Source organism: Streptomyces sp. NPDC002845, from assembly GCF_053591955.1.
This window is the reverse complement of the sequence record NZ_JBSFUU010000120.1, coordinates 1-20,592: the sequence shown is the minus strand read 5'-3', so window position 1 is coordinate 20,592 and position 20,592 is coordinate 1. Positions and strand designations below refer to the sequence as shown.

The 20,592-nt window shown below is 70.9% G+C and carries 17 protein-coding genes and 3 pseudogenes; 7 read left to right on the top strand and 13 right to left on the bottom strand.

The features are described 5' to 3' along the window. Window positions 1-118: 118 nt before the first annotated feature. A pseudogene (locus ACWD3C_RS44575) lies at window positions 119-367 on the top strand (MarR family winged helix-turn-helix transcriptional regulator); the annotation flags it as partial. 172 nt (window positions 368-539) lie between these two features. Further along, a complete protein-coding gene (locus tag ACWD3C_RS44570; RefSeq protein WP_451153854.1) occupies window positions 540-1,400 on the top strand; it encodes an esterase/lipase family protein in 861 nt (286 codons plus the stop codon). A 73-nt stretch (window positions 1,401-1,473) separates the two neighbouring features. Here ACWD3C_RS44570 and ACWD3C_RS44565 read toward each other — a convergent pair whose 3' ends face one another. Then, a complete protein-coding gene (locus tag ACWD3C_RS44565; RefSeq protein ID WP_451153852.1) occupies window positions 1,474-2,499 on the bottom strand; it encodes a lytic polysaccharide monooxygenase in 1,026 nt (341 codons plus the stop codon). A gap of 274 nt (window positions 2,500-2,773) precedes the next feature. Between ACWD3C_RS44565 and ACWD3C_RS44560 the strand changes: the two genes are divergently transcribed. Beyond that, complete coding sequence (locus tag ACWD3C_RS44560) at window positions 2,774-3,538, top strand: dienelactone hydrolase family protein (RefSeq protein WP_451153850.1); 765 nt, start codon at window positions 2,774-2,776, stop codon at window positions 3,536-3,538. Further along, window positions 3,535-3,672, top strand: a pseudogene (locus ACWD3C_RS44555) (GNAT family N-acetyltransferase); the annotation flags it as partial. The gene ACWD3C_RS44560 and the pseudogene ACWD3C_RS44555, both read left to right, overlap by 4 nt. A 253-nt stretch (window positions 3,673-3,925) precedes the next feature. Here ACWD3C_RS44555 and ACWD3C_RS44550 read toward each other — a convergent pair. After that, complete coding sequence (locus ACWD3C_RS44550; protein ID WP_451153848.1) at window positions 3,926-4,063, bottom strand: hypothetical protein; 138 nt, start codon at window positions 4,061-4,063, stop codon at window positions 3,926-3,928. Between the two features lie 138 nt (window positions 4,064-4,201). Between ACWD3C_RS44550 and ACWD3C_RS44545 the strand changes: the two genes are divergently transcribed. Continuing rightward, window positions 4,202-4,837 (top strand): class I SAM-dependent methyltransferase, encoded by a 636-nt coding sequence (locus ACWD3C_RS44545; protein WP_451153846.1) that lies wholly within the window; start codon window positions 4,202-4,204, stop codon window positions 4,835-4,837. On the opposite strand, the gene ACWD3C_RS44540 is transcribed toward ACWD3C_RS44545, so the two are convergent. After that, complete coding sequence (locus ACWD3C_RS44540; protein ID WP_451153844.1) at window positions 4,827-5,327, bottom strand: DUF402 domain-containing protein; 501 nt, start codon at window positions 5,325-5,327, stop codon at window positions 4,827-4,829. The two genes, ACWD3C_RS44545 and ACWD3C_RS44540, sit on opposite strands and share 11 nt — an antisense overlap. Beyond that, window positions 5,308-6,228: an N-acetyltransferase family protein gene (locus ACWD3C_RS44535; RefSeq protein ID WP_451153842.1), complete on the bottom strand. Its 921-nt coding sequence runs from the start codon at window positions 6,226-6,228 to the stop codon at window positions 5,308-5,310. Before ACWD3C_RS44535 ends, ACWD3C_RS44540 begins: the two co-directional genes overlap by 20 nt. 84 nt (window positions 6,229-6,312) lie before the next feature. On the opposite strand from ACWD3C_RS44535, the gene ACWD3C_RS44530 reads away from it, so the two are divergent. Then, complete coding sequence (locus tag ACWD3C_RS44530; protein ID WP_451153840.1) at window positions 6,313-6,687, top strand: GntR family transcriptional regulator; 375 nt, start codon at window positions 6,313-6,315, stop codon at window positions 6,685-6,687. A 148-nt stretch (window positions 6,688-6,835) separates the two neighbouring features. On the opposite strand, the gene ACWD3C_RS44525 is transcribed toward ACWD3C_RS44530, so the two are convergent. Both ACWD3C_RS44525 and ACWD3C_RS44520 read right to left on the bottom strand, forming a co-directional pair. Further along, a complete protein-coding gene (locus ACWD3C_RS44525; RefSeq protein ID WP_451153838.1) occupies window positions 6,836-7,627 on the bottom strand; it encodes a DUF72 domain-containing protein in 792 nt (263 codons plus the stop codon). Window positions 7,628-7,648: 21 nt separating this feature from the next. Next, the gene (locus ACWD3C_RS44520; RefSeq protein WP_451153836.1) at window positions 7,649-8,743 is read right to left on the bottom strand and encodes a DUF5925 domain-containing protein; all 1,095 of its coding nucleotides are present in this window, start codon (window positions 8,741-8,743) and stop codon (window positions 7,649-7,651) included. 121 nt (window positions 8,744-8,864) lie between these two features. On the opposite strand from ACWD3C_RS44520, the gene ACWD3C_RS44515 reads away from it, so the two are divergent. Further along, window positions 8,865-10,286, top strand: a complete 1,422-nt coding sequence (locus ACWD3C_RS44515) for a GH39 family glycosyl hydrolase (RefSeq protein WP_451153834.1) — start codon at window positions 8,865-8,867, stop codon at window positions 10,284-10,286. Window positions 10,287-10,319: 33 nt separating this feature from the next. Here ACWD3C_RS44515 and ACWD3C_RS44510 read toward each other — a convergent pair whose 3' ends face one another. From ACWD3C_RS44510 to ACWD3C_RS44480, 7 genes and pseudogenes are all read right to left on the bottom strand, one after another. Continuing rightward, complete coding sequence (locus tag ACWD3C_RS44510) at window positions 10,320-14,042, bottom strand: lipopolysaccharide biosynthesis protein (RefSeq protein WP_451153832.1); 3,723 nt, start codon at window positions 14,040-14,042, stop codon at window positions 10,320-10,322. Continuing rightward, on the bottom strand, window positions 14,035-14,832 hold the full coding sequence (locus ACWD3C_RS44505) for a polysaccharide deacetylase family protein (protein WP_451153830.1): 798 nt from the start codon (window positions 14,830-14,832) through the stop codon (window positions 14,035-14,037). The genes ACWD3C_RS44510 and ACWD3C_RS44505 overlap by 8 nt, the downstream gene beginning before the upstream one ends. 235 nt (window positions 14,833-15,067) lie before the next feature. Further along, window positions 15,068-16,045 (bottom strand): annotated as a pseudogene (locus tag ACWD3C_RS44500) (glycosyltransferase); the annotation flags it as partial. Further along, window positions 16,042-16,872: a glycosyltransferase family 2 protein gene (locus tag ACWD3C_RS44495; protein WP_451153828.1), complete on the bottom strand. Its 831-nt coding sequence runs from the start codon at window positions 16,870-16,872 to the stop codon at window positions 16,042-16,044. The pseudogene ACWD3C_RS44500 and the gene ACWD3C_RS44495, both read right to left, overlap by 4 nt. 345 nt (window positions 16,873-17,217) lie before the next feature. After that, window positions 17,218-18,339, bottom strand: a complete 1,122-nt coding sequence (locus ACWD3C_RS44490) for a GNAT family N-acetyltransferase (protein WP_451153826.1) — start codon at window positions 18,337-18,339, stop codon at window positions 17,218-17,220. A gap of 1 nt (window position 18,340) precedes the next feature. Beyond that, complete coding sequence (locus ACWD3C_RS44485) at window positions 18,341-18,763, bottom strand: hypothetical protein (RefSeq protein WP_451153824.1); 423 nt, start codon at window positions 18,761-18,763, stop codon at window positions 18,341-18,343. 227 nt (window positions 18,764-18,990) lie between these two features. Next, window positions 18,991-20,196 (bottom strand): S8 family peptidase, encoded by a 1,206-nt coding sequence (locus tag ACWD3C_RS44480; protein WP_451153822.1) that lies wholly within the window; start codon window positions 20,194-20,196, stop codon window positions 18,991-18,993. Between the last annotated feature and the right edge of the window lie 396 nt (window positions 20,197-20,592).

Below are 20,592 nucleotides of genomic sequence, written 5' to 3'. Positions count from 1 at the left end.
GCGACTGGTTTTCTGAGGTGTGGTGGGGGGTGGTGGTGGGGGGGGGGGGGTGGGCCCTCCCCCGCCCCCCCCCCCCCCGCCCGCACTTCTTGGCCTGGCTGAGCCGCGCAGCGCAGTCGCTGCCAGTCAGCTCGTCGACGAGCTTGTCCGCAAGGGATACGTCGAGCGGCGACCGCACCCCGCGGACGCGCGCGCCCGGCTGATCGTGCTCACCGAGCGCGGATGGGCCTGCACGAGGGCCGCCGAGGAGGCGGCCGCGGAAGTCGTGCGGGTGTGGGGTGAGCTGGTCGGCGAGGAGGAGATCGCCGCGTTGCGTGATCAACTGCTCCGCATCGCGCCCTGCGGCCCCATCAGGCCCGCCTGGTGACGGTTCGGCGTCACGTGTCAGTGCCCTCGGTTACCGCTGGAAGTTTTTACTGACGCGTAGCTTCCCAACTTCCCTACTCGTTCGTAACTTAACAAATAGAACAGCATCCTCGTGATCCGGGTCACAGGGCGAACGCCGTCGCACCTCCCTTGAGCCGCAAGGAGATCACTCGATGCTGCCCTGGAAACGAGTGCTCAGACCGCTGGCCGCGCTGCTGCTGGCCTCCGCCGTCACCGTCGTCCCCGTTACCACCGCCGAGGCGGCCGAAGCCCCGAGCCGAGGCTGGAACAACTACTCCTGCAAGCCCTCCGCCGCCCACCCCCGCCCCATCGTCCTGGTCCACGGCACCTTCGCGAACTCCGTGGACAACTGGCTGGGCCTGGCGCCGTACCTGGTGGGCCGCGGATACTGCGTCTACTCCCTCGACTACGGTCAACTGCCCGGCGTCCCGTTCTTCCACGGGCTCGGCCCGATCGACAAGTCGGCAGAGCAGCTCGACGCCTTCGTCGACAAGGTGCTCGCCGCGACCGGCGCCGCCGAGGCCGACCTCGTCGGCCACTCGCAGGGCGGCATGATGCCCCGCTACTACCTCAAGTTCCTCGGCGGCGCCGCCGAGGTGAACGCCCTCGTGGGCATCGCGCCCTCCAGCCACGGCACCACCCTGAACGGACTCACCAACCTCCTGCCGTACTTCCCCGGCGCCGAGGACCTCCTGTCCACCTCGACCCCGGCGCTCGCCGACCAGGTTGCCGGGTCGGCCTTCCTCACCAAGCTCAACGCGGGCGGTGACACCGTCCCCGGCGTCACGTACACGGTCATCGCCACCAAGTACGACGAGGTGGTCACCCCGTACCGGTCGCAGTTCCTGGACGGCCCGAACGTACGCAACGTCCTCATCCAGAACCTGTGCGCCCTCGACCTCTCCGAACACGCGCTGATCGGGCTCGTCGACCGCATCGCGTTCCACGAGGTGGCGAACGCCCTCGACCCGGCGCACGCCACGCCGACCACCTGTCTCTCGGCGGTCGGATGAGGCACTGAGCCGGCACATGGGACCGGGGCCTGTCCTGCCTGAGCCGCCGGACAGGCCCCGGAGTCGTGTCGCCCTACCGGCTCTCGTTCGTCGCGCGGCGGCGGACCGCGGCGAACAGGACCGACGAGCCGACCGCCAGGACGGCCGCACCGCCGACCGCGAGATACGGCGAGGTGCTGTCACCGCCGGTCTCGGCGAGGTGCTCACCGGCGCTCGCGGGCTCGGCCTGGTTGGCGGTGTGCGTGGTCGCCGACCCGTCAGAAACGACCTCGGTGGACGCGGCCAGGCTCGGATCCGTCGTCGTACTCGCGTCCTCGTCGCCGTGACCGCCGTGACCGCCGTGACCGCCGTGCTCGACGGTCGACTCGTCGGCACCGTCCTCGATCTGCTCCTCGGAGGGCGCGGCGGCGGACGGGGCCGGAGAGGAGTCCGAGGGTCCGCCGTCCTCCCGGGAGTTGCTCCCGCCGAACGTGACGTCCGAGCAGGAGTAGAAGGCCTCCGGGCTGTCCGAGCGCTGCCAGATCGCGTACAGCAGGTGCTTGCCGGAGCGCTGCGGGAGGGTGCCGGAGAAGGTGTAGAAGCCGCCCGACGCGGCCGGGTCGGTGGCCGTGGCGACCGGGTCGGCGAGGTCCAGGTCGTCCCAGGCGAGCGGCCGGGACGGGTCGTAACCCGCCTTGGTGAGGTAGACCTTGAAGATGCCCTTGTGCGGGGCGGTCACCCGGTACCTGAAGGTGTACGAGCCACTGCTCACGCCGGTCGCGGGCCAGTCGGCGCGGGCCAGGTCGAGCCCCTTGAATGCCTCGTTGTCCGCGCTGCACAGCCTGCCGTCCGGGATCAGCTCCTGGTGCCGTCCGTTCGCGTCGCCGATCCGCACACCGTTCCAGTCGTAGAGGGCCTGGGTGCCGCCGGCCGCGACCGCCGCCGCGCAGGCGTCCGACGCGGGGTTCTCGGGGCCCTCCGCGTAGCACTGCGCGACCCTGCTCACCGGGTCGCCCATCGAACCGTGCGCGGCGGCGGGCGCGGCCGCGAGCGCGGTCAGGGCGAGCGGGACGGTGCCGGCGACGGCGATCGCGGTGGTCGTGCGGCGGCGTGCGGGCATGACGGAACTCCTCGAAAAGGTCCTGAACGCGTAGGGACTGCCGGGTGGGCGATCAGCAAACTAGCCCCGAGCGACCGCGGAATCACCTGCTGAGAGCGGGTGAGGGTGATCCTTATGGTGGCGTTAAGGAAGGGCTAACCGGGGGCTCAGAAACGGCGGTTGAAGGCCCGGTCGAGTACCGGTCGAGGACCGGCCGGTGATCGGTTTCCTGCCCGGGCGAGTGACAATGAGGTCACTTGTGGAAGCGGAGCGAGCAGAGCAGCGAGGAGCGCCCATGACCGCCGTACGCGGAACACGCGGAACATCCGTGGACATCGCCACTCAGGACGGCACGGCCGACGCCTACCTGGCCCACCCCGACGACAACTCCCCGCACCCCGCGGTCCTGTTCTACATGGACGCCTTCGGACTGCGCCCCCACCTGAAGGCGATGGCAGACCGGCTCGCCGGGGCCGGCTACACCGTGCTCGTCCCCAACGTCTTCTACCGGCACGGCCGTACACCCGTGTTCGACCTGCCCGACTTCATCGACCTCGAAGCCCGCCCGGGCCTCTTCGACCGGATCGTCCCGTTCATACAATCGCTCACGCCGGAGTCGGCCATGCGGGACGCCGACGCGTATCTGCGCTGGCTGGCCGACTGCCCCCGGGCTGCCGACGGGCCGGTCGGCATCACCGGCTACTGCATGGGCGCCCACCTGGCCCTGCGGACCGCCGGTGCCTTCCCGGAGCGGGTCGCCGCGATGGCCGGGTTCCACGGCGGGCGGCTGGCGACCGACACCCCCGACAGCCCGCACCTGGCGGCCGAGAACATCACCGCCGAGCTGTACTTCGGCCACGCCGACCAGGACCCCTCCCTGCCGCCCGAGCAGATCGACCGCCTCGACAGGGCGCTCACCGCGGCGGGCGTACGCCACCGCACCGAGGTCTACACCGGCGCCGGGCACGGCTACACACAGGCCGACACCGCCGCGTACGACGCCGAGGCGGCCGAACGCCACTGGACGGCGCTGCTCGACCTCCTCGGCCGCACACTGTGATCCGTCCGGCCGCCGCCGAGGACGTGGACGCCGTGAAGGCCGTGACCGGGCTCGTGGTGATCGAGGAGTACGAGGACCATCTGTTCCTCGACAGCAACGCCGTCCACCCCGACGCCCATGGCAAGGGCATCGGGTGACGGCTGCCGACGTTCGGCCTGTCCAGGGTCAGGGCTCTGCACGAACGCGTTGACTTGACATTCTCCCTCGCTGGAGGGCGAAGGATTCCAACCCCTTCGGGCTGAGGTTCACGGGCACTCGACCGCTGGCGCGGTGTTACCCCTCCGGCGTGTCCCGCCGCGACGCACTCGGTGTACAAGCGGGCCGCAGTGCGTCGGGCTCTGATGGTTCTCGGAGTTCTCGGGTCTTCTCATGATCAGGCCCTTCGGCTCAGCCGTCCGGCCACCACGTGCGTGCGATGTCCTTTCGGACCTCCGGACGCCCGGCGGGGCGTTGTTCGTCGGCCTCTTCCCGCACCCGGCGGGAGTCCGACTTCCTCAGGGGCTTGTGCACGGTCATGCGGCGCATGGCTGCCTCCTTCGTGCCTACCGGATTCCGTGCTTCCACGGAGGTAGACCCTTTCCGGGAGCGTTCCTCATCGGTCCTGGTCTGTCAGTGGTGGCTGTCACGATTCGACTGTCAGTGGCAGGTGTCACTCTTGGCGGCATGACCAACAACAGCGACAGCGAAACCTCCTGGAGTGTTAACTCCTTGTCTGCTGTGGACTGGGACGCCGAATCCGTCACCTTCGACGAGGAGCCGGACCACGGCCTGCGCGACCCCGCCGTCCGCGAGGCCTGGGCGGCCCGGCTGCGGGACTGGCTGCCCAGGCGCGCCTCTGACGTGCTGGATCTGGGCTGCGGCACGGGCAGTCTGGCACTCCTCGCGGCCGAGCAGGGGCACCGCGTGACGGGTGTGGACCTCTCCCCGGCCATGGTCGGCCGCGCCCGCGCCAAGCTCGCCGGGCGTCCCGCCGTCTTCCTCGTCGGCGACGCGGCCACGCCACCGGTGGGGGAGGAGCGGTTCGACGTCGTCCTCGTCCGCCATGTCCTGTGGACGCTGCCCGACCCGGGGCGCGCCCTGCGCCACTGGTGCGGACTGCTGCGGCGGGGAGGGCGCCTGGTGCTCGTCGAGGGCGTGTGGGGGACGGTGAGCCCCGTCGGCATATCCGCCGGGCGGCTGGCCGGGCTGCTCGCGCCGCTCGCCTCCGACGTACGGGTCGAGCGGCTGTCGGACGACGCGCAGCTGTGGGGGAGGGAGGTGGAGGACGAGCGGTACGCGGTGGTGGCCCTTACGCCGTGAGCCCCGTGAAGTCGCTCTCCCGCGCGAGGAGTTCGAGCTCGTCCAGCGCGGCCAGGGCAGCGGCCGCGGCCTCCGGGTCTCTGGCCGCCAGGCCGCTCTCCTCGAACTCGTCCTCGTCCAGACGCAGTACGGCGGTGCCGTCCGCGGAGCGCCACAGGTCCAGGTCGAGATCCTCGACGACCAACTCCTCGGCGGTGACGGTGGCCGGGCGGGTGATGTCGCAGTACCAGCCCTTCAGTTCGCCCCGTGCGTCCCGGACCTCCTTCACCGAGTACCACCGGTCGCGCCAGTAGTACTCCGTGAACACATCGCCCGGCTCGAACCGTACGAAGCCGAAGTCGCGGACGTCATCGCCCGCCCACGGGGCACGCACGGCGACACGCACGCCGTCGTCGCTCAGCAGCCGCGCGCGGTAACGGATCTTCGTGCGGCCCGCCTTGATCAGGACGACATCCAACTCGGGCGCGGACTCAGCCGAGTTCGCGGACATGGCGTACCTCCGTGGCGCACACCTCGTAGCCGAGCCACTTGTTGATCGCGAGCATCGGGCCGTTGTCCGCGTCGTTGCCGGTGAACGCCTGCGTGTAGCCGGCCGCGCGGGCGCGGTCCAGGGAGTCGACCTTGGCGAGCTTCGCCAGGCCCCGGCCGCGGTGGGCCCGGGCGGTGCCCGTCATGCCGGTGAAGTAGCGGTCCCGGCCGTCCGTGTGGGCCGCGGTGAAGGCCGCGGGGGTGCCGTCCACGACGACCACCGTGGTGAGCTCGTGGTCCAGCAGCGGGTGCCGCCAGGTGTCCTCCAGCCACTGCTCGTAGTCGTCGAGCTGCGCGCCGATGTCGCTCGGCTCGTCCGCGGTGGTCTCCGCGTCCAGGTCGAACAGGGGGCGCGGGTCGTCCGCGAAGTCCGCGGCCGTACGGAGCTCGGTGCCCGGGGGCGGGGTCCACCGCTCCCGGAGGGTGCCGTCCGCCAGGTTCAGGCGGAGGAAGTGGGCGGGGCGGCTGGCCCGGTAGCCGTGCCGCTCGGCGAACGCCCGGTCGCCCGGCGTGTCCAGGACCCAGGAGTACAGCGCCGTCGCGCCCAGCCCGGCCAGCCGCTCCTCGGCGGTGCGCACGAGGAGGCCGCCCGCGCCCCGGCGCAGCCGCTCCGGGTGCACGTACACGTTGAGGTAGCCCCGCCCCGGCGTCGGGCTGTCGTGGGCGATGCCCGTCTGCGCGGTGCCGATCACCTCGCCGTCCTCCTCGGCGACGAGCTTTTGGTAGTGGGCCTCGGGAGCGGCGCCGGCGATGTCATGGAGGAGGGACTCGGCGGTGGCGACCATGAAAGGCAGGGCCAGCCTTCGTACCTCGATGAATGCCTCGGCGTCCTCGGGACGGAAGTCGCGGACGATCACTGTCATGGGCCGCACGCTACGCGGGGAATGTGCCTCGCTGCCCCTCATTTTCCGGCGGCCGATTTCCGGCGGGTAAGGGACAATCGCTGCGTGACGCTGAAGATCGACATCACTATCGCCGAGGGCACCGCCCCTTACGAGCAGGTCCGCGCCCAGATCTCCGAGATGGCCCGCTCCGGCGCGCTGCCGGTGGGCTACCGCCTCCCCACCGTACGAGGCCTCGCCGAACAGCTCAGCCTGGCCGCCAACACGGTCGCCAAGGCGTACCGCGCCCTGGAGGCCGACGGGGTGATCGAGACCCGGGGCCGCCACGGCACGTTCGTCGCCGCCGCCGGTTCGGCCGCCGAGAAAGAGGCCGCGGCGGCGGCCCAGGGGTATGCGGAGCGGGTACGGCGGCTGGGGCTGAGCGAGACGGAGGCTCTGGCTGCGGCCCGGGATGCCCTGCGGGCGACGTACGGGGAGTAGTCGGTCCCGGGGTGCGCCGGGTTCGGCACCGCCGATCACCGCCGTCATGGTCGATCACTGTCGCGGCGGGATTTTCCGTGCGTGTCCAGCGGTGGCGAGCTGCTCGGTGATCGCAGTGACGAGCGGTGGCCGTCACGGTCGATCACCGTCACGGCGGTAAGTCGTCGCTGGTCCGGGCCGGCAGGCGCCGTGGGGCGCGCGTGACCGTCGCCTCCGCCGCTCTCGCCAGCCGCGCGAAGTGCACCGCGTCGTTCACCGCCGCCGCATGCGGGTCGTTGTTGAAGTACGTGTACACGTCGTGGCCGTCGGCCCAGGTGTCCGTGATGCGCCGGACCCAGCTCTCCAGGGACTGTCGGCCGTAGCGCGGCCACGCGTGGGCGCGCCCTTCGTGGAAGCGGACGTACCCCCAGTCGGTGGTCCGCCACAGCGGGGTCACCGGGCGGGCGCGTACGTCGGCCCAGCACAGGGCGGCGCCGCGGGACTCCAGCACCGTACGTGTCTCGGAGGTCCACCAGGAGTCGTGGCGGGGCTCGACCGCGACGCGGGTGCCGACCGGGAAGCGGGCCAGGCAGGCGTCGAGGAGGCCGGGATCGGCGCGCAGGGTGGGCGGGAGCTGGAGGAGCACGGGGCCGAGCCGGTCGCCGAGGCCGGCGGCGCGGTCCATCAGGCGGTGCACCGGTTCCTCCGGGGCCCGCAGCCGCTTGATGTGGGTCAGGTAGCGGCTCGCCTTCACGGCGGCGACGAAACCCGGCGGGGTGCGCTCCCGCCAGGTCTCGAAGTTCTCCCGCGAGGGCAGCCGGTAGAAGGCGTTGTTGATCTCGACCGTGTCGAACCGCGCCGCGTACTCCTCCAGCCAGAGCCGCATGGGCACGTCGGCCGGGTACAGGACTCCGCGCCAGTCCTTGTACTGCCACCCCGATGTGCCGACGAACAGGGTCATACCCCCATCAAAGCACGGGGACTACAGGTAGAGCCCCGCCTCCGAGCCCTCCCGCGCCCCCGGTACCGACGTCGGGGAAGTCCCCCGGCGCAGCGCGTACAGTTCCGCCAGCGTCGCCCCGTTCCGGCCCACGCCCTCCTCCGTGCCGAGCCAGTTCACGGCCTCGCGGCGGGTCAGTGAGCCGACCTCGATGCGGGCGAGGCAGCGGCCGGGGCGGACCACGGCCGGGTGGAGGCGCTCCAGGTCCTCGTTGGTCGTCACGCCCACCAGGACGTTGCGGCCCTGGCCCAGCAGGCCGTCGGTCAGGTTCAGCAGCCGCGACAGCGCCTGGCCCGCCGTGTGCTTGGCCTCGCCGCGGATCAGTTCGTCGCAGTCCTCCAGCAGGAGCAGGCGCCAGCGGCCCTTGCCCGTGCCGTCCTCCTCGCCGATGGCGATGTCCATCAGGTAGCCCACGTCGGAGAACAGGCGCTCGGGGTCCAGGACGCAGTCGACCTGGCACCAGTCGCGCCAGGAGCGGGCCAGGGTGCGCAGGGCCGAGGTCTTGCCCGTGCCCGGCGGGCCGTGCAGGAGCAGGAGCCGGCCCGCGATGTCCTCCGGGGTCGTCTTCATCAGCCGGTCCATGGCGTCCGCCACCGGCGCCGTGTAGTTGGGGCGGATCTCCTCCCACGTACCCGCCGAGATCTGGCGGGTGGTGCGGTGCGGGCCCCGGCGCGGGGAGACGTACCAGAAGCCCATGGTCACGTTCTCCGGCTGCGGCTCCGGCTCGTCCGCCGCGCCGTCCGTGGCCTGGCCGAGCACCTTCTCCGCCAGCTCCGCGCTGGTCGCCGTCACCGTGACGTCGGCACCACGGTTCCAGCGGGAGACCAGCAGCGTCCAGCCGTCGCCCTCGGCGAGCGTGGCGCTGCGGTCGTCGTCGCGCGCGGTGCGCAGCACCCGGGCGCCCGGCGGCATGAGCGTCGCCCCGGACCGTACGCGGTCGATGTTCGCCGAGTGCGAGTACGGCTGCTCGCCCGTCGCGAAGCGGCCGAGGAACAGCGCGTCGACGACATCGGACGGCGAGTCGCTGTCGTCGACGTTGAGCCGGATCGGCAGAGCGTCGTGTGGGTTCGCAGACATGCCGCCATGATCCGTCACCGTGCCGTCCCGCGCACCGGATTTCCGCAGCCGAAACGTTGGCCGGACCGTTCTCCGCCGGAAGCACCCCCACCGCTGCTCCCTGCCGCTACTGTTGTCCTTGATGGCACGCCATGGGTGGAATTCGGGGGAACGGCGGTGGCAGCTCACCGCGCTCCTCGGCGTGACGGCGGCCGCGCTGGCCCTGGTACTGACCCTGATCAACACACTGCCCGGCGACGGCGCGAGCACCGCCGGGACCACCCACGACGGTGACAAGGTGCACGGCACGCCCGCCGTTCCGCCCGAGAACCCGGAGCCCGAGGTCGGCTGGGGCTTCACGCATACCCAGTTCAGCGCCGACGAGGGCGACGGCTCGGCCACCGGGCGCGTTCAGGGGCTCCTCTCGGGAACCGGGCTGCCGCAGATCCAGCACCTGATGGGCTGGGGCGCCGACAACCCCGAACCCGTCAAGGGGCGTTACGACTTCGAGGACATGGACCGGCGCGTCGACTTCATCCGCGCCACCGGCGGCACCCCGGTGGTCACCCTCTGCTGCGCCCCGGACTGGATGAAGGGCGGCCGGGCCGGCGCGGAGAACACCGACTGGAGCCAGGCCGCGCTGGAGACCGCGCCGGAGCCCGAGCACTTCGACGACTTCGCCGCCCTCGCCGCGACCGTCGCCAAGCGGTACCCGGACGTACGGCACTTCATCGTCTGGAACGAGTTCAAGGGCTTCTGGAACGACGCGGAGGCCCGCTGGGACCACGAGGGCTACACCGAGCTGTACAACCTGGTGTACAGGGCGCTGAAGGGCGTCGACGAGGACATCATGGTCGGCGGGCCCTACCTGGTCATGGACAGCCTCGACCCGCGCCAGCAGCAGGACGCGTCGCCGACCGTCAAGGGCCCCTGGGGGGCCATGGACCAGCGTGTCCTCGACGCCTTCGACTACTGGAACAAGAACAAGGCCGGCGCGGACTTCGTCGTCGTGGACGGTTCCAGCTACACCAAGGACGACGATCTGCTGCCGGACGAGTTCGCGGCCACCGACAAGTTCACGGCCGTCGGCGGCTGGGTGCGCGAGCGGATCGGTGACCTGCCGCTGTGGTGGGCCGAGTACTACGTCGAACCCGCAGACGCCGACGACGACCGCGACGACTGGTCCGAGCCCCGCCGCGTCGCCGTCCAGGCCTCCGGGCTGATGGCGATGGCTCGCGGGGGAGCCACCTCCGGGTTCTACTGGAACCCGGAGAAGGAGGACGGGAACGACTGCGCGGGCTGCCTCTGGACCCCGACCGCCACCTCCGGCGGAGGTGAGGCCCTGCCGATGCTCGACCTGATCTCCCGCTTCCACCAGGAGTTCCCGCCGGGCACGGCGTACGAGACGGTGTCCGTCGCCGGGGACGACAAGGCCGGCGTGCGGGTCCTCGCCGACGACAAGGCCGTACTCGTGGTCAACACCCTCGACCGGACGGTCAGCGCGGAGGTCGACGGGGAGCGGGTCGACATGGGGGCGTACGAGGTGAAGTGGCTCAAGAGATAGGCCACTTCCGCTATTTCCGTCACTTCAGCCCCGTCAGCTGCCCCCCATCGTCAGGAACCGCTGCATCAGCGAAGCCAGCAGCACCGCCAGCAACGGCAGCGAGAACCAGAAGCTGCTCTGCAGCCACCGCAGTTGCCGCACGCTCGGCCGCACGGCCACCCGTACGACCTCCCGCACCGTCAGCAGCACGATCAGCGCGACCGCCGCGAGGCCGCCCACGACCGACCACGGTGTCCAGGTCACCTGGGGTCCGATCGGACCGGGGTCGGCCGCGGGGGCCTTGCCGTCCTGGTCCCGCATCGCGTAGATCGTCGCGTCCTCGTTGGCGAAGACCTTCCGTACATCCTCCCGCCGGTCCAGGTTCTGGATCAGCCGGGTCTCGTACGTCTTCGGATAGCCCACGTTCATCTGGAGCGAGATCACCTGGCTGCGGTTGATCATCAGATACGAGTTGGGGCCCGCGTCCTTGAGGGACTTGACCAGGCCGGAGATCAGGACGGGATCGGCGGGTGCCAGCGTGGGCAGGTACTCGACCCTCTCCATGTCCCGGGTACCCCAGGGCAGCGCGGGCGTCACGGTGTTGACCGGGTCCTCGCTCAGCCAGAGCAGCCTGGTGGTCGGCCTGTCGTGGGCGTACACGTACTCCATGGCGGCGACCTCGCCCGGACGGACGCGTTCGAAGGGCTCGTTGCCCCAGCGGGTCACCAGGAAGCCGCCGATGAGGACGAGCCCGGCCATGAGGGCGGCCAGGGGCGCGAGGCTCACCTTGTCCTTGTCGCGTTCCTCGGCGGTGGCACCGGTGCGCGGGAAGAGCGCGAGTCCGGCGAGCAGGGCGGCGCCCGGCAGCGCGAACATGAAGACGCGCAGGGCCATTTCACCGCCGTACGACTGCATGCCGAAGCCCAGGAACGGCACGAAGGTCAGGACGAGCAGGGAGCGTTCGCGGTACTTGTGGTCGCGGCGGCGCCACCAGCCGTAGCAGGCCAGGGCCATCACGCCGCCGGCGAGTGCCACGCGCGCGTAGAGGACGAGTTTGTGGCTCGAACTGCCTTCCCCGATCCGGCCGGAGACCGAGGACGTGACGTTTCCGCCGACGCCGCCGACCCCGCCGAACAGCTCGTCGAAGTGCCCCGACCAGTACGGTTCGGCGAGGAAGCCCACCCATGCGGTGACCATGACGGCGAACAGGATGGGCAGGCCGCGCAGTTCGGAGCGGCCGATGAGGACGAGGACCGCGAGGACGCCCAGCATCACGAACGGGGTGAGCTGGTGGGCCGGGACCGTCGCCGCGAACAGCGCGATCAGGATCACGAGCAGAACGGCCCGCTGGCGGCGGTCGGCCGGTTCGACCTCCGCCTCACCCGGACGCACCTTGCCCCACAGCATGCGCGGGGCGCGGAACCAGACCAGCAGGATCGCCACGAAGACGAGGTGGAGGAGGTAGGTGAAGCCCTGCGGGGAGAAGTAGTCCTGGCCGACCCAGCCGCTGAGCACGAAGATCCAGATTCCGGTCCACTTGGCGCGCCAGCTCGCCCGCATATGGCGGACGAGCAGGAACATCGGTGCCAGGTAGAGGAGTTGCATGGCCGTCGGCCACCAGCGGATCACCTCGGTGAGGTCGGTGATCCCGCAGGCCTCGGCGACGAACGCGGCCGCCGCGAAGAAGCCCGGCCAGCTCCAGCGCGCGTCCAGGTCGGGTACGGCCGTGCCGGTGCGGTCGATGTACTCGATGAACCCCAGGTGCTGCCAGGCCGTCACGAACCGGGGCTCGGTCTCGATCACCGCGGGCAGCGCGTGCAGCGACACCACGGTCGCCAGCAGCGTGACGAGCAGCAGCCCCTTGTGCTCGCGGCCCGCCCACAGCAGCGAGCCGAAGACCACGGCGAGCAGCCCCGTGCCGATCAGCGTGGGCGTCGGCAGCACGGAGACCAGCCCGAGCCCGCCCATCTCGTCCAGGGCACGGTCGTCGAGCGCCAGCGCGGGGACCCAGTAGAGCAGCAGCGCGGAGACCAGCAGACAGCCGAGGACCACACCGGCCATGGTGGGGCGCGGCCGCTCCCGCGGGGACCGGGGCGGCGGCTCCTCCGCGGGCACCTCGGGTATGACCGACACCCGCGGCTCCGGCTCCGGGGCCCGTTCGTCCACCGGCAGCCCCACCCGCGGCTCCGGCGGCGGCATCTTCAGTGCCCACGTCGGCCGGCGCTCCGGTCGTACGGGAGGTGCTCCGGTGGGGGGTGTGCCCGGACCGGGCCGCACGTCCGGCCGGCGCTCCAGATGGTCGAAGTCGACGTGGATGCCGAGCGCGAGGGTGTCCTGGTCCAGAGTCCGGGTCCAGGCCGGGCCCTGCCTCTTCGACACCGCCCCGAGGTCGGCGAGGTCCCCGTCCGGCGCCGTGCCCTCGGGCAGCTCGGCGGACGCGGTCCGCACGATCGCGTACAGCTTCGGCGCGGCGATCAGCACGATGACCGCGAGGCTGGAGATCTCCGCGACGCCCGCCCCGGTCAGGCCCATGCGGGGCAGGAGCAGCAGAGTCAGCCCGAGCACCAGGGCGCACAACAGTCCCTGGAGCCAGGCGAGTCCCGCGGTACGGCTCTGGGCGCGCAGGACCGCGAAGTACGTCTCCATGACGACCCGCAGCACCGCGCCGACGGCGAACCAGCGCAGCAGGGGCGTCGCGGCGTCGGCGTACCCCTGGCCGAAGACGGAGAGAATCCAGGGCGCCCCGACGAAGAGCACCCCGCACACCGGCAGCATGATCCGCGCCATCCGCTTCAGCGCGGCCCGGGTGTTCGCGGCCAGGCGGGCCGGGTCGTGCGAGCCCTCCACGGTCAGGGACGCGCCCATGTTGATGGCGAGCAGGTTGATCGTGCCGCCGATGGTGGCGGTGATGTAGAAGTACGCGTTGTCGGCGGAGCTGACCTGCGCTGCGACGATCACCGGCACGAGGTAGACCACGGCGAGGGAGAAGACCGAGCCGGTGTAGTCGCCCGCGAGGAACCTGCCGATCTCCCTGAGCGTCGGCGGCTCCGCGTGGTCCTCGGTCTTCTTCACATGCCGGGGCACCAGCCGCCGGAACACCAGCCAGCCCAGCGGCAGTACGGACACCGCGATCGCCGCGACCCACGACACGAACACACCCATGGTGGGGATCGCGGCGGCGAACGCCACCAGCAGCACCAGCTTGACCGCCGAGAACACGGTGTTGCCGACCGGCACCCACAGCGCGCTGCGCAGCCCGGTCAGCACCCCGTCCTGCAGCGTCAGCACCGACCAGGCGACCACCGCGAGCACGAAGAAGAGCGCGTGGAGGGGGTTCTGCAGAAAGCGGTACGACGGCCCCCACACGCCCAGCGTCAGCAGGAACACCCCCGCGGCCACCGCCACGACCAGCGAACTGCCCGCGTACGTACGGAAGATCAGCTTGGCCGTCCTGCGCCCCGCGACCGGGATGAAGCGGGCCAGGGCGCCCGTCAGCGCCAGCGAGGTGAGGCCCGCGAGGAGCTTCATCGCGGCGATCGCGGCGGAGCCCTGGCCGACCGACGACTCGGTGTAGTAGCGGGCGGCGACCACCCAGAAGCCGAGCCCCAGCACGGCCGAGATGCCGGTGTTCAGCATCAGGGCGTAGGCGTTGCGGAACAGCTGGTTTCCCCCTGGTCCTCCGCCCATTCCGGGCAGCCGCAGCCGGCGGCCGGACCGCTGCTCGGCCGCCGCGGCCGTGGGGGTGCCGGCCTGGGCCTCGGTGGTCGTGTCAGACACGGGAACGGATGGCCTTCCGGACCTGTCGAGCTCGTCGGACCATGGCATACCCCTTGGTAAGGGCACGGTCCCCGGCGAAGTTACGGGCGATCGCGCGGCCCTCGACGAGCCGCTCGAACTCCTCGATCCCGGTGGAGCGGCGCACGGTGACCCGCCGCAGCGCGTACGGACCCTGGCCGCGCCGGGCGAGCGCGTTGCCGACGGCGAGCGCCTGGGCGAACCCCGCCTCGCGCACCGCGCGGCGCACCCGGCGGCTGGAGTAGCCGTACGGGTACGCGAACGAGGCGGGACGGGTGCTCAGTTCACCGGCGACGATCTCCGCGCAGCGCCGCACCTCGAACCGGAGCGCGTCGTCGTCGAGCTGGTCGAGCTGCGGATGGGTATGGCTGTGGCCGCCGATCTCGACGCCCGCCCCGGCCAGCTCGCGCACCTGGTCCCAGCCGAGCATGGTGCCGAGGGCGCCGCCGTTGTCGTACGCGCCCCTGATCCAGCCGGTCGAGACGAACAGCGTGGCCGCGAAGCCGTGCTTGGCGAGCACGGGCAGGGCGTGGCGGTGCACGCCCTCGTAGCCGTCGTCGAAGGTGATCAGCACCGGGCGGTCGGGGAGCGGGCGGCCGAAGCGCCAGCCGGCCGCCAGTTCGGCCGTGCTGACCGGGGTGAGGCGGAGGTCCCCGAGCAGCGCCATCTGCTCCGCGAACGCCTCGGGCGCCACGGAGAGCGCCCGGGTGGCGTCGCCCGGCGCGGTCGCGACCGCGTGGTACATGAGGATCGGCACGGCGGGTTCACTCATCGGCATCCCCCTTGGAGCCTGTGTCCTGTCCCGTGCCGGGCGCCCGCCGCCTGGCACGCACGCTCGCCGCCTTGCCGAAAGGCCCTAGCCCTAGTAGCTCCGCTACGAGGACCTTCCGGCGCCTTGCGATCGCACGCTCCCCCACTCTCGGCTGCGCTTGAGCGGGGGGACCCCCATGACGACGTGCGCTGATCCGGCCGGGGACCGGACACAGGCTCTTACACCCCAGCTCGTCACCGTCCGGGATCTCCCCGACCTGGAACACCGCGCCACCCCTGCGTGCCCGGACACTCCCGACAACGTACCCCCCGGCGGCCGTGACCACTCCGGCGACGATCGCGCCCGCGCGGCCCGCCCCGCCCTGCCGTCCGAGGAGCGCGTCTCGCAGGCCGCGGGCCACTCCGGCGGGCAGGACCCGGGTGGTGTACCGGCGCTCCGACTCAAGGCCCTTGTCGGCGCCGACACTGCGGGCCACCAGCGCCTTCGACAGCCCCTCGGCGTAGGTGCGCGTGCGGAAGTACCCGAAGTGCTCGCGCACCTCGGGCACCCGGTGGTGGATCACCGCGCGGTCGTCCAGCAGCAGGATCGCGTCGGGCCGGGCGTTGCTGAGGCGGATGCACAGCTCCGTCTCCTCGCAGCCCAGCGGCCGTTTGTCGCCGTCGCGGCCGATGCCGGTCGCGAAGCCGCCGGCCGCGTCGAACGCCGTACGGCGGAAGGAGGCGTTGCCGCCGAGCACGTTGCGCACCCGGGCGCGGCCGGCGGGCAGGCCCTTGTAGGCGCAGCCCACCACCCAGTCGAACTCCTCGGGGAACCAGGCCGGGCGGCGGCCCGACGCCCAGACGGGCACCGTACGGCCGCCGACGGCCATGACCCGCGGGTCCTCGTACCCCTCGACGAAGTACCGCAGCCAGTCCCGCTCGGCCACGGCGTCGTCGTCGAGGAACGCGATGATCTCGCCGTGCGAGGCGGCGATGCCGGTGTTGCGGCCCGCGGACAGACCGCGGGGGCCCGCGTTGGCGAGCACCCGAACGTTGTCCACCTCCTTGTACTGGCTGGTCAGCCGGTCCAGGAGGTCCTGGTTGTGGTCCACGACCAGCAGGGTCTCCAGGGCCGGCCGTGACTGCGTCCGTACCGAGGCGACCGCCGCGAGGATGTCCTCCCAGCGGTCTTCGGTGTAGACGCAGACGACGACGGAGACGCGCGGCTCGCTCAAGACGTCTCTCCCCGGCCCGTGCTGAGTATCGTCGCGCGCGAACGGCTGCGCAGGGCACGCCGGTTGGAGCGCTCCTTGAGGATCACCCTGAGCACCCGCAGCCCGTCGCGCACGGCCCGCAGATTGCTCATGCCGTGGATGCGCAGATACTCGTGGCTCGGGATCTCCTGGACCTTCAGCCCCGCCTTGACCACCCGGATGTTCATCAGGGTCTCCACCTCGAAGCCGGTGCAGTCGAGGTCGATCTTGTCGAGGCAGTACCGCCAGAACGCGTTGTAGCCGTAGCACAGATCGGTGTAGCGGGCGCCGAACTTGCGGTTGACGGCCGTGCACAGCGCCCAGTTGCCCAGCTTGCGGATGGGGGTCATGTCGTCCGTGCCGCCGCCGTTGGCGAACCGCGAACCCTTGGCGAAGTCGGCGCCCGAGACGAGGGCGGAGACATACGACACGATCTCGTGGCCGTCGGCCGAGCCGTCCGCGTCGACCATCACGATGATGTCGCCGGTGCATGCCGCGAACCCGGTGATCAGGGCATCACCCTTGCCCTTCCCGCGCTGCGGGACGACCTTCACGTCCGGCCACAGCTCACGGGCCACCTCGACGGTGTTGTCGGTGGAGTTGCCGTCGACCAGCACCACTTCGTGGATCCAGCCGGGCAGCGTCTTGAACACGTACGGAAGATTCTCCGCCTCGTTCATGGCGGGGATCACCACACTCACCGGAGGCGCGATCGCCAGGTGGGTGGAGACGGGCCGGTATTTGCCGTCGGCCATGGACGGCTCATCGCCCGAGGCCTCCGATATCGCCGGGCGCAGAACTGAGCTCATGAGTCTGGTCCCTCTCGTCCGGTGGACCGCCCGCCCCTGGGCGGTCCGGCTCTTTGTCCGGTTCGAAAGGGGGGTTGTTCTCACCCCGGCATGACGAAATCGCTCTCCGTGCATGCCTGATGAGCTGGTAAAGCCGGCCGGCTGTCGCGGCTCGACAGCCGGTCGCGCGGCACGACTCGGCGCAATGTGCGATCACCGAGCACGGCACCCCCCTACCGCGCCCCGCGCCGGAACCATCGCGGTCCTCGAGCCCTCCCCTTGGAGCCGCTGGATGATGGACCGATGCGGGTGGATGTATGACGGTATTGATGAATGAGCGTGTATGGCAAGACCTATGGCGAGGCCTCACATTTTTGTTGTTGTGTCCGTTACCTGACGTCCCGAACGGATTCTTCCAAACTTTTTGAGTATTTTGTCCGCTTGTTCGAACAGTTCCGGTCGCGCCACCACCGTGTTGCGCAGCGCCCGGACGGGAGCGCGGCGCGCCCGGTGGCCGAGTGCCACCGGGTGGCGACGCGTCACCCACCCCTCGGACACGGTGAGTTCGCGTGTCTTCAGGGACTCCTTGTAGTCCTTCTGGCCCCGGCCGAGATCGAGGTACGCGATGCCGTCGGAGGCGGCCGCCTCCGCCATGCGCAGATGCATGACCAGGCCCGGGGAGTACTTCGCGTACGCCGGGTCGTACGCCGGGAACCAGCAGGCCAGCACCCGGTCGGAACGCAGCCCGAAGTGCGCCGCGACGGGTTTGCCGTCCGCGTACAGCACGGACAGGAGCCCCGCGAACGACTCGGAGCGGCTGTGGAAGAGCTGGCGCACCAGCTGGGTGATCCAGGCCTGTGCGAAACGGTCGCTGCGCCCGGTCCTGCGGTACTGCGCGGACTTCCAGTCCATCAGCGTGCGCAGCGCCGCCGGGTCCCGTTCGTCGTGCACATAGCGCACCTCGCCGGCGTCCCGGCCCAGCTTGCGTTCCTTGGCGAGCGTGGTCCTTGTGAACTTGGGCGACCGGGCGCGCAGCTGCTTCAGATATGCCTCGTAGCCCTGGTCGACGTCCATGACCGGGGACGGGAAGGTTCCGGTGGCGTGCGCCTCGAACGGCGCCTGGCCCTGGGCCAGGTGGTCGAACTCCCACACCGCGAGGCCGCAGGCCCGCAGCAGCTCACGGGCGTCCCAGTCGAAGTCCGGGCGGTGCACCACGCCCTGGCAGTCGGAGACGCCGAGGCCGATGGCCCGGCCGACGCCCGAGGCGGTTCGCTGGAACGGGAAGAACGCCACCGGTTCGCCGCCCTCCCGGACGACCGCGATCCGCACCCCGCGCCGGCAGCGGCCCACCGCGAGGGTGAACTCCGGCGCCAGGAACGGGTTCGCAGGCTCGGGGCCGGAGCCGAGAGGGGACTTGGACTGCAGGGCGGTCCACGCCGCCCGGTCGGCGGCCGTCAGCTCGCCGGGGCGGTACACACTGATGTCCACGTCAGAGGGTTCGCCTTCTCTCCGTACGGTCGCGCGGGCGCCGTACCAGAACCAGCAGGAGAACGAGGGAGCTGAGCAGGGTGACGGCCACGACACCGCCGCGCACCGACCACTGGTGGGTGGCCAGCAGACCTTGTGCGACAAGAAGGTTGACCGCCACCGCTCCCGCGACGGACGTCACGACGCGGCCGAACGGCGCCAGTCCGCGCAGCGCGGCCCCGAGGGCGGCTCCGGGCGCGGCGAGCAGGAAGAACAGCGTGAACGGGCCGCGCAGCGGCGACGGTGTGTCGGTGAGAGCGAGCAGCGCGCCCACCCCCGCGACGGCGCACGCCGCACCCATGAGCGCGGCCGACAGGTCCTTCTTCTTCCGCTCCCGGCCCGGCGAAGGTCCCGTGTTACGTGGCTTGATGCGTAAGGTCTGCATTGGCGACTTTGCCCCCCGAAGCGCCGGATGCCGGGCTTCAATGTCGCGCAGTGGGCGCCGGGGAGTCAAGATGCGGAGCGCGGACGTACGCGCATCGTGACGCCCCCGCACAGGGAGGAGCCCCCGTATACGGGGAATCCCCGGAAGCGCCAGGCCGCTTCCGGGGAACTCCCTTTCGAATCAAGCAGGTTGGTGCTTCGGCGGGCGAGCCGCCGATGGTGCGGGAGTTACGGGACGAGCCTCAGGAGCCGGTTCGGGGAACCGCTGCCCGGGCTGGAGACCGCTCCGGTGGTGGCGCCGCTCGTCAGGGCCGAGGCGACCTGGGCCGGGGTGGACGAGGTGTGGCCCGCCAGGTAGACCGCCGCGGCGCCCGCGACATGCGGGGCGGCCATCGAGGTGCCCGAGATGGTGTTGGTCGCGGTGTCGCTGGTGTGCCAGCCCGCCGTGATCGAGACGCCCGGGGCGAAGATGTCCAGGACCGAGCCGTAGTTGGACCAGCTCGCCTTGGCGTCCGTGCTGCTCGTGGCCCCGACCGTGATCGCCTCGGTGACCCGGGCCGGGGAGTACGAGGAGGCGTTGGCGCCGCTGTTGCCCGCCGCGATCGCGTAGGTCACGCCGCTGGCGATGGAGTTGCGCACGGCCGTGTCGACGGCGGTGGAGGCGCCGCCGCCGAGTGACATGTTGGCGACGGAGGGGCCGCTGTGGTTCGCGGTCACCCAGTCGATGCCCGCGATCACGCCCGCGTAGGTGCCCGAGCCGCTGTTGTTCAGCACCCGGACGCCCACGACCCTCGCCGACTTGGCGACACCGTAGGTCGAGCCCGCGATGGTGGTGGCCACATGGGTACCGTGACCGTTGCCGTCCTGGGCGACGTTGTCACCGTCGACGGCGTCGTAGCCGTTGAAGGCGCGACCGCTGATCTGGGAGTGCGAGATACGGACGCCGGTGTCGATGACGTACACCGTCACCCCGCTGCCGGCCGAGTCCGGGTAGGTGTACGTGCTGGAGAGCGGCAGCGACGCCTGGTCGATGCGGTCCAGGCCCCAGGGGGCGTTGGTCTGCGTCGCGGCCAGCTGGACCCTCTGGTTCTGCTCGACGGAGGCGACCGCCGGGTCCGCCGCCAGTCTCTTCGCCTCGGTCTCGGAGAGTTCGGCCGTGTAGCCGTTCAGCGCGGCCTTGAAGGTCTTCTCGACCGTGCCGCCGTACTCGTTGATGAGGCTCTTGCCCACGCTCGACGCGGCCTTGAAGCCCGCGCCCTTCTTGAGCGTGACGATGTAGCTGCCCTTGATCGCGGTGGGGGAATCGGCCCGGAGCACCACACCCTCGGCCGGTGCGGCCTGAGCGGGGAGTGCCATGAGCCCGCCCAGCAGGGCGGCCGCTGTCACGGTGGTGATGGCGGCGATCCGGATCTTCTTGGTACGCAGCTGTGCCATTACGAGGGAGTCCTCCTCATAGGCGGCGCGCTCCTGGGTGGGGTGCGCGTCTGTGGGGGTGCGTGCGTGATGGCACGCACAACCGGGAACGTTGCGTTCCGCTACCGGTCGCACAGCAGACTGGTTGATCTGGGCGCATAGCTCAAGAGAGTTGAGGGTTTGTCATGTTTCTGTCACGAGACTGAAATCGAACTCGCGGCGAACACAGCGCATAGGTCCGGGTGGGTGGCGGAAAGTCTTGGCATGGACACTTCCTGTCAACACGCGTAGCTGCTACGACAGTTGTGGCAGAGATCCTGCTAAAGGGCAAGGCCGTGAAGTTACGGGCTGATCGTCGGCGTCAAGATGTTGATGCTGAGGGTGGCTTTGTAGGTGCGTCGGTCGACCTTGAGGCTT

What these genes read in the sequence shown, in the direction of transcription:
- ACWD3C_RS44570 (WP_451153854.1), top strand. Translation starts at nt 540, where the DNA reads ATGCTGCCCTGGAAACGAGTGCTCAGACCGCTGGCCGCGCTGCTGCTG.
- ACWD3C_RS44565 (WP_451153852.1), bottom strand. Translation starts at nt 2,499, where the DNA reads ATGCCCGCACGCCGCCGCACGACCACCGCGATCGCCGTCGCCGGCACC.
- ACWD3C_RS44560 (WP_451153850.1), top strand. Translation starts at nt 2,774, where the DNA reads ATGACCGCCGTACGCGGAACACGCGGAACATCCGTGGACATCGCCACT.
- ACWD3C_RS44550 (WP_451153848.1), bottom strand. Translation starts at nt 4,063, where the DNA reads ATGCGCCGCATGACCGTGCACAAGCCCCTGAGGAAGTCGGACTCCCGC.
- ACWD3C_RS44545 (WP_451153846.1), top strand. Translation starts at nt 4,202, where the DNA reads ATGACCAACAACAGCGACAGCGAAACCTCCTGGAGTGTTAACTCCTTG.
- ACWD3C_RS44540 (WP_451153844.1), bottom strand. Translation starts at nt 5,327, where the DNA reads ATGTCCGCGAACTCGGCTGAGTCCGCGCCCGAGTTGGATGTCGTCCTG.
- ACWD3C_RS44535 (WP_451153842.1), bottom strand. Translation starts at nt 6,228, where the DNA reads ATGACAGTGATCGTCCGCGACTTCCGTCCCGAGGACGCCGAGGCATTC.
- ACWD3C_RS44525 (WP_451153838.1), bottom strand. Translation starts at nt 7,627, where the DNA reads ATGACCCTGTTCGTCGGCACATCGGGGTGGCAGTACAAGGACTGGCGC.
- ACWD3C_RS44520 (WP_451153836.1), bottom strand. Translation starts at nt 8,743, where the DNA reads ATGTCTGCGAACCCACACGACGCTCTGCCGATCCGGCTCAACGTCGAC.
- ACWD3C_RS44515 (WP_451153834.1), top strand. Translation starts at nt 8,865, where the DNA reads ATGGCACGCCATGGGTGGAATTCGGGGGAACGGCGGTGGCAGCTCACC.
- ACWD3C_RS44505 (WP_451153830.1), bottom strand. Translation starts at nt 14,832, where the DNA reads ATGAGTGAACCCGCCGTGCCGATCCTCATGTACCACGCGGTCGCGACC.
- ACWD3C_RS44495 (WP_451153828.1), bottom strand. Translation starts at nt 16,872, where the DNA reads ATGAGCTCAGTTCTGCGCCCGGCGATATCGGAGGCCTCGGGCGATGAG.
- ACWD3C_RS44485 (WP_451153824.1), bottom strand. Translation starts at nt 18,763, where the DNA reads ATGCAGACCTTACGCATCAAGCCACGTAACACGGGACCTTCGCCGGGC.
- ACWD3C_RS44480 (WP_451153822.1), bottom strand. Translation starts at nt 20,196, where the DNA reads ATGGCACAGCTGCGTACCAAGAAGATCCGGATCGCCGCCATCACCACC.